General features: G+C 63.5%; 6 protein-coding genes, 1 tRNA gene and 2 rRNA genes (1 of these 9 running past the window's edge). 2 read left to right on the forward strand and 7 right to left on the reverse strand.

Features of this window, described 5'->3' with window-relative positions:
- The first annotated feature begins 30 nt into the window (after positions 1-30).
- Entirely contained in the window at positions 31-1,932 is a 1,902-nt protein-coding gene (gene dhaR, locus ACPW74_RS18345) for a dihydroxyacetone kinase operon transcriptional regulator DhaR (RefSeq protein ID WP_279982311.1), read from the forward strand.
- A gap of 60 nt (positions 1,933-1,992) precedes the next feature.
- On the opposite strand, the gene dhaM is transcribed toward dhaR, so the two are convergent.
- The 4 genes from dhaM to ACPW74_RS18365 all read right to left on the reverse strand — a co-directional run bounded on the left by dhaM (position 1,993) and on the right by ACPW74_RS18365 (position 6,007).
- Positions 1,993-2,709 (reverse strand): dihydroxyacetone kinase phosphoryl donor subunit DhaM, encoded by a 717-nt coding sequence (dhaM, locus tag ACPW74_RS18350; RefSeq protein WP_128272464.1) that lies wholly within the window; start codon positions 2,707-2,709, stop codon positions 1,993-1,995.
- Between the two features lies 1 nt (position 2,710).
- Positions 2,711-3,340, reverse strand: coding sequence for a dihydroxyacetone kinase subunit DhaL (gene dhaL / locus ACPW74_RS18355; RefSeq protein ID WP_279982080.1), 630 nt, complete (start codon positions 3,338-3,340; stop codon positions 2,711-2,713).
- Positions 3,341-3,349: 9 nt separating this feature from the next.
- On the reverse strand, positions 3,350-4,420 hold the full coding sequence (gene dhaK / locus ACPW74_RS18360; protein WP_202040670.1) for a dihydroxyacetone kinase subunit DhaK: 1,071 nt from the start codon (positions 4,418-4,420) through the stop codon (positions 3,350-3,352).
- A 228-nt stretch (positions 4,421-4,648) separates the two neighbouring features.
- A complete protein-coding gene (locus tag ACPW74_RS18365) occupies positions 4,649-6,007 on the reverse strand; it encodes an NCS2 family permease (protein ID WP_425858425.1) in 1,359 nt (452 codons plus the stop codon).
- 206 nt (positions 6,008-6,213) lie between these two features.
- On the opposite strand from ACPW74_RS18365, the gene ACPW74_RS18370 reads away from it, so the two are divergent.
- Entirely contained in the window at positions 6,214-6,546 is a 333-nt protein-coding gene (locus ACPW74_RS18370) for a cupin domain-containing protein (protein WP_010675945.1), read from the forward strand.
- Between the two features lie 277 nt (positions 6,547-6,823).
- Here the strand turns inward: ACPW74_RS18370 and ACPW74_RS18375 are convergent.
- From ACPW74_RS18375 to ACPW74_RS18385, 3 genes are all read right to left on the reverse strand, one after another.
- Positions 6,824-6,900: transfer RNA gene (locus ACPW74_RS18375), tRNA-Asp, on the reverse strand.
- Positions 6,901-6,998: 98 nt separating this feature from the next.
- A 5S ribosomal RNA gene (gene rrf, locus ACPW74_RS18380) occupies positions 6,999-7,113 on the reverse strand.
- An 84-nt stretch (positions 7,114-7,197) separates the two neighbouring features.
- Positions 7,198-8,165, reverse strand: a 23S ribosomal RNA gene (locus ACPW74_RS18385); it runs 1,921 nt beyond the window's last position.

Below are 8,165 nucleotides of genomic sequence, written 5' to 3' on the forward strand. Positions count from 1 at the left end.
TCTTCCCTTTTGCCGGATATCGCCGTGACCATGCCATCCGTCCCCCAGCCCCTCTCGTCCTGGCCCGAGCACCTGCAGGCCTCCTGGCTGCGCTGTGCCCACCAGACCAGCGCGTCCCTCTGGCATCCTCCCCACTGCGCCAGAGGGCAGACCCTGGAGAGCCTACGCCAGCGCAAGCGGGACCTGCTCACCACCGGCGAGATGGCGCTGGAGGATCTCTACGAGTTCATGGAGGGGCGCCCCTGCGCCCTGCTGCTCACAGACGAGAGCGGTTGCCTGCTGGCCCGGACCGGCCACCCCGATACCCTGCAGGCGCTGGCGGCACTCGGTTTTGGCCCAGGCGCGTTTTTCAGCGAGGGACGCATCGGCACCAATGCCGTCAACCTGGCGGCCCTGGAGGGGGTGCCGCTCTGCGTCAGCGGCCCCCAGCACTTCAACCAGCGTCTGCACCCCTGGCACTGTTGTGCCAGCCCCGTCTACAACAGCACCGGTCGCCAGGTGGCGATCGTGGCCCTGATCTGCCGGGTGGAAGAGGCCGCGCCGGGGGATCTCGCGCTCACCGTCAGCGCCGGCCGCGAGCTGGCCAATCTGCTGCAGATGGAGCGCCTGATGCAGGAGTCCCAGCACCATTTGAGCGAGCTCTATGCCCTGCTGGATGGCATGGAAGACGGCGTGCTGGCCTGGGATCCCCAGGGGCGGCTGCGCTACCTCAACGCCCTGGCGGCCAGTCGGCTGCAACTCGACCCGGCTGTCTGCCTGGGTCAGCCCCTCGATCACCATCTGCTGTTGCCCCAGCGCCTGCGTCTGGCCATCGCGGAGATGACCCCCCTGAGCCATGTGGAGGTGACGCTGGAGCGGCGGGAGACCCGGGGCGAGGCCTTCATCGACGCCCTGGTGAGCCTCAAGCCCCTGCCGGGACCGAACGGGGTCAGCTTCATCGTCCTGCTCCATCCCACCGATCGGCTGCGCGCCATTCATCAACTGCGCCAGACGGTTCCCGAGCTCTCCGCCCTGGTGGGGGAGTCGAGCGCCATGCGCAAACTGCTGCGCCACGCCCGCCAGGCGGCCAGGGGACAGGGCCCCGTCCTGCTGCGGGGGGAGGAGGAGGTGGGCAAGGCCCAGCTGGCGGAGGCCATCCACTTTGGCAGCGAGCGAGCCGCCGGCCCCCTGGTCATCTTCAACTGCCAGGCATGGCCGAGGGAGCGGATGGCGCTGGAACTCATGGGGTCCGACGAGGCGGGGCAGGAGCGGGCCGGCAAGTTCGAGCTGGCTCACGGTGGCACCCTGGTGCTGGAGCAGGTGGAGTGCCTGCCCGCCCCCATGCAGGCCGCCCTGCTGCAACTGCTCAAGACGGGGCGCATCCAGCGCTTCGACTCCGCCCGCATCCTGCCCCTCAGGGTGAGGATCATCGCGACCAGCAGCGCCCCGCTGGAGCAGCGGGTGCAGGAGGGGGGATTCGGTCGCCAGCTGCTCTATGCGCTGCAAGGGTGCGAACTCTGGCTGCCGAGCCTGCGGGAGCGCAGCGCCGATCTGCCCGGCCTCATCCGCCAGCACTTGGCGGTGCAAGGGGGCGAGCCGGGGCGCCAGTTCACCCCTGACGCCCTCGACTGCCTGCTGGCCTACCCCTGGCCCGGCAACCTGGGGGAGCTGCGCAGCGCCATCGAGTACGCCCTGCTTCATTGCAGTGAGGCACAGATCCCGCCCCGGGCGCTCCCGGCCGCCATCCGCCAGGGTCATTGCCTGCTGGCGGACGAAGTGGTGGGACAGCCGCTGCTCACCCTGGCGGAGCTGGAGCATCAGGCGATCCTGCGGGCCGCCCGTGCCAGCAAGGGCCAGGTCAGCCAGATGGCGCGCCAGCTCGGGATCAGCCGCACCACCCTCTGGCGGCGACTCAAACTGCTCGACATCGATCCCGCCGACTACCACCACTGACCAGAACGCCCCTCAAAAAAAGCGGGCCCCGTCGTGACGGGGCCCGGATGGGGGAATGTTTCAGTCGCCGAAGCGATCCTGCGCCAGTTGCTGGAAGCAGCTCAGCGCCGCCCCGGCATCCTCCCCTCGCGCCAGCAGGATGAGCCTGTCCCCCTGGCGCACATCGAGCATGGCGAGCCGGCTCAGGCTGCGGGGATTCGCCTCTTTCTCCCCCTTTTGCAGCCTGAGTTCAGCGGCAAAGGGCTTGAGTGCCGCGACCAGTCGGGCGGCGGGGCGCACATGCAGGCCGTGGGGATTCTCCACCACCACCTCGCAGCGCAGCCAGCCGTCGTCGGCAACGGGGGCTGCCTCCGTGGTGACCTGCGCCGCACTGGCAGGCAGCATTCCCTGCTTCGGGCCCAGGGCGCCAAGCGCCTCGGCGGCGACCTCGTCCAGCGTCAGGCCTGCGCCAGCGGCCACCACGGCGGCCAGAGTGCCCTCGACCAGGGGCGCGGGGCTGAGCCGCACCCGGGCGCTCAGCTCTGGGGGCAGCAGCTCGAGGGCGGTCTCGGCGCTCAGGAGGGCGCTGCCCAAGTCCATCAGCACCAGCACCCCGCTGCCGTCATCCGCCTCTTCCATCGCACTCATCACGGCGATGGCGTCGGTGCCGATGGGATGGGCGGGGTCATCGACCCCGGCCGCCAGCAACAGTTTCGCCGGGCTGCCCAGCTGATCGGCCAGGGCTTTCAAACCGGCCGCAAGCATGGCGCTGTGAGAGACCACTACGATGCCGATCATGTCACAACCTCGCTCTGTCACGCAGGGCGGTCAGCAGCAGCAGGGTCGAGGTGGCCCCCGCATCCTGATAGCCGATGCTGCGCTCACCAAGATAGCTGGCGCGCCCCTTGCGGGCCTGCATCTGGATGGTGGCCTCGGTGCCGGCTGCGGCGGCAGCCACCGCCTTGTCCAGCGCCTCGGGGAGCGGCAGGCCCTGTTGTTCAGCCTGCTGCAGGGCGGCCAGAGCGGGCCACCAGGCGTCGCACATGGTCTTGTCACCCGGCTCGGCGCGGCCGCGGGAGACGATCCCCTCCACCCCGTCGCTCAGCATCTTGCCGAGCTGGCCGAGGGTCAGGCTCTGGCAGGCATCGCTGCTGGCCGCGGCCCGGATGAAGAAGGTGCCGTAGAGGGGTCCGCTGGCGCCACCGACCGAGGAGAGCAACGTCATACCGGTGGTTTTGAGCACCTGGCCGATGTCCTTGTCCGCCACCGCGGGCAGCTTCTCCGCCACCTTGGCAAAGCCGCGCTGCATGTTGAGGCCGTGATCGCCGTCGCCGATGTCGGTATCCAGCGCCGTGAGGTAGTCACGCTGCTCGGTGAAGATGTGCTCGCAATCGAGCAGCCAGTTGACGATCTGATGCTTGCTTAACATGAATATTCCTCAGCAGCCGCGCCGCAGGGCCGGGGTGTGAACGGGGGCATCCCACAGGGTCATCAGCTCGTCATCCACCTTGAGCAGGGTGATGGAGATGCCGGTCATGTCGAGAGAGGTACAGTAGGGGCCGATGAGGTTGCGCACCAGATGAATGCCCGCCTCTTCGCACAGGGTGGCGAGGCGACCATAGACGCCGTAGAGCTCGGAGACAGGGGTGCCGCCGAGGCTGTTGACCAGGACGATGACCCGGTCACCCCCATTGAGCGGTTCGATAAAGGTGTGTTCTTCCTGCCAGCTGCCGGTGGCTCTGTCCCAGTGGCGCAGAGTGCGGCCATAGGGGCTGTTGTCGGTCAGCTCCTTGAACATGTCATCCACCAGGGCGTTGAGGTCGGTGAAGGGACGGCGCTCGATACCGGGTTCGCCGTGAATGCCCACGCCGAACTCCACCTCGTTGTCAGCCAGGGTGAAGGAGGGCTTGCCCGCAGCAGGGACGGTGCAGGCGTGCATGGCCACGCCTATGGTGCGGCTTTGGTTGTTGATCCGGCGGGCCAGCGCCTCACAACGCGCCAGATCGTAGCCCGCCTCGGCGGCGGCACCGACCAGCTTCTCGCACAGCACTGTCGTGGCAACCCCGCGGCGGCCAGCGGTGTAGAGGCTGTCCTTCACCGCCACGTCGTCATCGATGAGGGCGAAGCCCACCTTGACCCCGTCGCCGTGCAGCAGCTCGACCGCGGTCTCGAAGTTGAGCACGTCGCCGGTGTAGTTCTTCACCAGAAACAGCACGCCCGCGCCGCCGTCGACGGCCTGACCGCACTCGTACATCTGATCCGGGGTCGGGGACGTGAAGATCTCGCCGGGGCAGGCACCATCCAGCATTCCTTTGCCCACCAGGCCACCGTGCATGGGCTCGTGGCCGCTGCCGCCGCCGGAGACCAGCGCCACCTTGCCCGCCACGGGGGCGTCGGCGCGGGTGATGTAGTGGGGTTCGATTCGCACCTTGAGCTCGGGGTGGGCAGCAGCCATCCCCATCAGTTGTTCACGGACCACGGCATCGACAGCATTGATCAGCTTCTTCATGGCTCACTCCTTGGCTTGCCACCATACGGGTGGACAGATGGTTGATGCAGCCAGTCTAGCGAGCCATAGGGGGATAAACATGACAGGGGTTTCGGTTCGGATCTGAAACAACAAACGAAGCCTGACGTTTCAATCTGAAACGAGCGGATGGGGAAGATCCGGGAAATTGTTAGCCGCCTCACAGCCATGAAAAAGGGCCCCGCAGGGCCCTTCTCGATAGCGTGAGGATTAGATGGCCCAGCCACCGGCGTAGAAGATCACCAGGGCCACAGCGATGATGACGGTGCCGATGTTGAGCTTCTTCCACTCGGCGGCAAACAGGCGGCCGACCACCAGGGCCACGAAGCCCAGCATGATGCCGGTGACGATGTTGCAGGTGAGCACGATGAAGACGGCGCACAGCATGCCGGAAAGGGCATCGACCGAGTCGCTGAAGTCCAGCTTGGTGACGTTGCCCAGCATCAGCAGGCCCACATACATCAGGGCCGGTGCGGTGGCGTAGGCCGGTACCAGATAGCTCAGCGGGGAGAGGAAGATCATCAGCAGGAAGAGCACGCCGACCAGGGTGGCGGTCAGACCTGTCTTGCCGCCGGCAGCGGTCCCTGCGGCGGATTCGATGTAGACGGCTGCCGGAGCACCACCCACCACGCCCGCCACCATGCTGCTGACGGAGTCCGCAGTCAGGGCCTTGCCACCGCTGATGATGTGACCACGTTCGTTGATGAGGCCAGCCTGACCGGCCACGGCACGGATGGTGCCGGTGGCGTCAAACACGGCGGTCATCACCAGCGCCAACACGGTCGGAATCACCACCGGATTGAGGGCGCCCAGCAGATCCATGCTGCCCACCAGGGAGCCATTCTCGCCACTCAGGCTCGGCATGGCGAAGAAGCCCTGCCAGGTCACTTTCGGATCGAAGATGAGGCCGAGGATGGAGATGGCGATGATCACCATCAGGATGCCGCCCGGCACCTTGCGGCGCTCCAGACCGAAGATGGCAGCCAGCCCCAGCACCGTCATGATGACCGGGAAGGCAGTGATCTCGCCGAGCTGCACCGGCAGGCCAGCCCCTTCATTCTTGATCACCATGCCGACCCCGTTGGTGGCGATCAGCAGCAGGAACAGGCCGATACCGATGCCGGTACCGTGGGCGATGCCGGAGGGAAGGTTGTCCAGGATCCACTGGCGCACGCCGGTGACGCTGATCAGGGTGAACAGCACCCCCATCAGGAAGATGGCGCCCAGCGCGACCGGAATGCTCAGCCCCTGACCCAGCACCAGGCTGAAGGCGGTAAAGGCGGTGAGAGAGATGGCACAACCGATGGCCATCGGCAGCTTGGCCCAGAGCCCCATCAGCAGGGAGCCGAAGGCGGCGATCAGACAGGTCGCCACAAACACCGGGCCCTGCTCAAAACCGGCTGCGCCCAGCATGTTCGGCACGACGATGATGCTGTAGACCATCGCCAGGAAGGTGGTCAACCCGGCCAGCAGCTCCTGTCGCACCGTGCTGCCACGCTGGCTGATGGAGAAATAGGAATCCAGAAACCCGCCATTGCCGGCGCGGGCCGTCGTTTGTTGCGTTGCCATAGTTCATCCTGAAAGTGTGAAGGAAATCGTTTGCTTGCTGGCGCGCAAAATAGCAAGAATTTGGCGAGATTGCAGCGGATAAGCCCCCATTTCCCCGAAGTTTTTCATAAAAGGGCTCGTTGGAGGCCTCATTTTCCATGAGAGCGGCCCATCCCAAGCTTCTACACTCTTAGCTAGCCACGTTCCCATCTACCGGAGAGAAGCCCATGCACACAGGCAACCTGCTTGGCCAGATCCCCTCCCCCCTGCCCAGTGAAGTGTTCGCGGATCTGGTCAGTACCAACAATGTTCGTATCGAGCGCATTCTCTCCCAGGGGCAGCAGACCCCTACCGGAGAGTGGTTCGATCAGGATGAACACGAATGGGTATTGCTGGTGCAGGGAGAGGCCATCCTGGTCTTCATCACACCGGATACCGGGGTACAGGAACGCGTCCATCTGGGGCCGGGGGATTACATCAACATCCCGGCGCACCTTCAGCACAGGGTGGAGTGGACCCATCCGACCGAGACAACCGTCTGGCTCTGCGTCTATTACTAGCAAGCTCACGGCTCAAGAAGGCAATGCTTCTGCTGCGAAGATCGAAGAGGAGACCGTGGAGACGAAAAAAAGCCCAGTCTTTCGACTGGGCTTCTTGTTAGTGGCATAACGGACGCAGAGACGGACAAAGTCCAACTCAAGTACAAGGGACAACAGAGCGGGACAAAGTTGCCAGTGGCAAATCGCAGCCCTGGTGGTTGCCTCTTGTTTCCTGAGCTCTTATCCCGACGCCAGAAAGCAAAAAGGCCTTCCCGATAGGGAAGGCCTTTCAATTTAGTGGCGGAGCGGACGGGACTCGAACCCGCGACCCCCGGCGTGACAGGCCGGTATTCTAACCGACTGAACTACCGCTCCGCATTCGGTTAGCTTTCGCTAAATCTTTTGCTGCTTGTTTGTGAGGTGTCATCCTCGTAGCCGGTCATGTGATTCTTCACATCACCGTTTAATTGGGTGCCTGGCAGTGTCCTACTCTCGCATGGCGAATGCCACACTACCATCGGCGCTACAGCGTTTCACTTCTGAGTTCGGCATGGGGTCAGGTGGTTCCACTGCGCTATTGCCGCCAGGCAAAAATCTTCAATCTGAAAAAGCTGATTTAGTTATTCGTTCTCGGTATCTGCTACAAGTCTCTGAACACTTCTTGGGTGTTGTATGGTTAAGCCTCACGGGTAATTAGTATGGGTTAGCTCAACGTATCGCTACGCTTACACACCCCACCTATCAACGTTGTGGTCTCCAACGGCCCTTTAGGACCCTCAAGGGGTCAGGGATGACTCATCTCAGGGCTCGCTTCCCGCTTAGATGCTTTCAGCGGTTATCGATTCCGAACTTAGCTACCGGGCAGTGCCACTGGCGTGACAACCCGAACACCAGAGGTTCGTTCACTCCGGTCCTCTCGTACTAGGAGCAACTCCCTTCAATCATCCAACGCCCACGGCAGATAGGGACCGAACTGTCTCACGACGTTCTGAACCCAGCTCGCGTACCACTTTAAATGGCGAACAGCCATACCCTTGGGACCGACTTCAGCCCCAGGATGTGATGAGCCGACATCGAGGTGCCAAACACCGCCGTCGATATGAACTCTTGGGCGGTATCAGCCTGTTATCCCCGGAGTACCTTTTATCCGTTGAGCGATGGCCCTTCCATTCAGAACCACCGGATCACTATGACCTACTTTCGTACCTGCTCGACCTGTCCGTCTCGCAGTTAAGCTGGCTTATGCCATTGCACTAACCTCCTGATGTCCGACCAGGATTAGCCAACCTTCGTGCTCCTCCGTTACTCTTTGGGAGGAGACCGCCCCAGTCAAACTACCCACCAGGCACTGTCCGCGGCCCAGATTCATGGGCCTGCGTTAGAACATCAAACATACAAGGGTGGTATTTCAAGGACGGCTCCAGCGCAACTGGCGTCACGCCTTCAAAGCCTCCCACCTATCCTACACATGTAGGTTCAATGTTCAGTGCCAAGCTGTAGTAAAGGTTCACGGGGTCTTTCCGTCTAGCCGCGGGTACACCGCATCTTCACGGCGAATTCGATTTCACTGAGTCTCGGGTGGAGACAGCATGGCCATGGTTACACCATTCGTGCAGGTCGGAACTTACCCGACAAGGAAT

The sequence above is a fragment of the Aeromonas sp. INTO2 genome (genome assembly GCF_049860605.1).
In the GTDB taxonomy this organism is placed as follows: Bacteria; Pseudomonadota; Gammaproteobacteria; order Enterobacterales; family Aeromonadaceae; genus Aeromonas; species Aeromonas caviae.

What these genes read in the sequence shown, in the direction of transcription:
- dhaR (WP_279982311.1), top strand. Translation starts at nt 31, where the DNA reads ATGCCATCCGTCCCCCAGCCCCTCTCGTCCTGGCCCGAGCACCTGCAG.
- dhaM (WP_128272464.1), bottom strand. Translation starts at nt 2,709, where the DNA reads ATGATCGGCATCGTAGTGGTCTCTCACAGCGCCATGCTTGCGGCCGGT.
- dhaL (WP_279982080.1), bottom strand. Translation starts at nt 3,340, where the DNA reads ATGTTAAGCAAGCATCAGATCGTCAACTGGCTGCTCGATTGCGAGCAC.
- dhaK (WP_202040670.1), bottom strand. Translation starts at nt 4,420, where the DNA reads ATGAAGAAGCTGATCAATGCTGTCGATGCCGTGGTCCGTGAACAACTG.
- ACPW74_RS18365 (WP_425858425.1), bottom strand. Translation starts at nt 6,007, where the DNA reads ATGGCAACGCAACAAACGACGGCCCGCGCCGGCAATGGCGGGTTTCTG.
- ACPW74_RS18370 (WP_010675945.1), top strand. Translation starts at nt 6,214, where the DNA reads ATGCACACAGGCAACCTGCTTGGCCAGATCCCCTCCCCCCTGCCCAGT.